The organism is Palleronia caenipelagi, assembly GCF_007004065.1.
Lineage (GTDB): Bacteria > Pseudomonadota > Alphaproteobacteria > Rhodobacterales > Rhodobacteraceae > Palleronia > Palleronia caenipelagi.
Genome location: NZ_VFSV01000192.1, coordinates 1 through 600 on the forward strand (window position 1 = coordinate 1; position 600 = coordinate 600).

General features: G+C 59.2%; 1 protein-coding gene and 1 pseudogene. Both read left to right on the forward strand.

Annotation, left to right across the window (positions count from 1 at the left end; genetic code table 11):
• A pseudogene (locus tag FEV53_RS20680) lies at nucleotides 1-85 on the forward strand (integrase core domain-containing protein); the annotation flags it as partial.
• Between the two features lie 207 nt (nucleotides 86-292).
• A partial coding sequence (locus tag FEV53_RS20685; protein WP_142836450.1) for an IS110 family transposase occupies nucleotides 293-600 on the forward strand: 308 nt, incomplete at its 3' end.

Genomic DNA, 600 nt, shown 5'->3' on the forward strand with positions numbered 1-600 from the left:
CTTCTACAGCCTGCGCGAGGCGCAGATCCTGATCGAACAATGGAGGAAACACTACAACACGAAACGACCACACAGCGCATTAGGCTTGTCTTATGACTTCCCTCGGCTCCTTTGCGATAAGGGAGCCGCTTCCCGGCTCCCCAAACATGCCGGGAAGCGGCGGGGGACGGATCGGGAATGGGTCGGCCGTTCTGGGCCGTGCGGTAGTGTGATCGCCCCCGTCTTTTCTCATGACCTGAACGGATAGCAGGGCTTTGGGCCTGCATGACAAGCAGAGGTAAGGAAAAGACAGATGCAGGATATCATCGGTATCGATATCTCGAAAAACCAGCTGGACACATACCGTCTCTCGGATCGCCAGCACGCGGTCTTTGATAATGACAAGACCGGCTTCAAGGCCCTTCTGAAGTGGATTGGCAGTGCCGGAGAATTGCGGCTCGTCTACGAGCCAACCGGCCCGTATCACCGCGGGATGGAGGACGCACTGGCCAAGGCGGAGCATGCGCTCGTCAAGGTCAATCCCAGGCAGGCGCGCCGCTTTGCCGAAGCCACGGGAACCCAGGCCAAGACCGATCGGGTCGATGCCATGCTGTTGGCCCG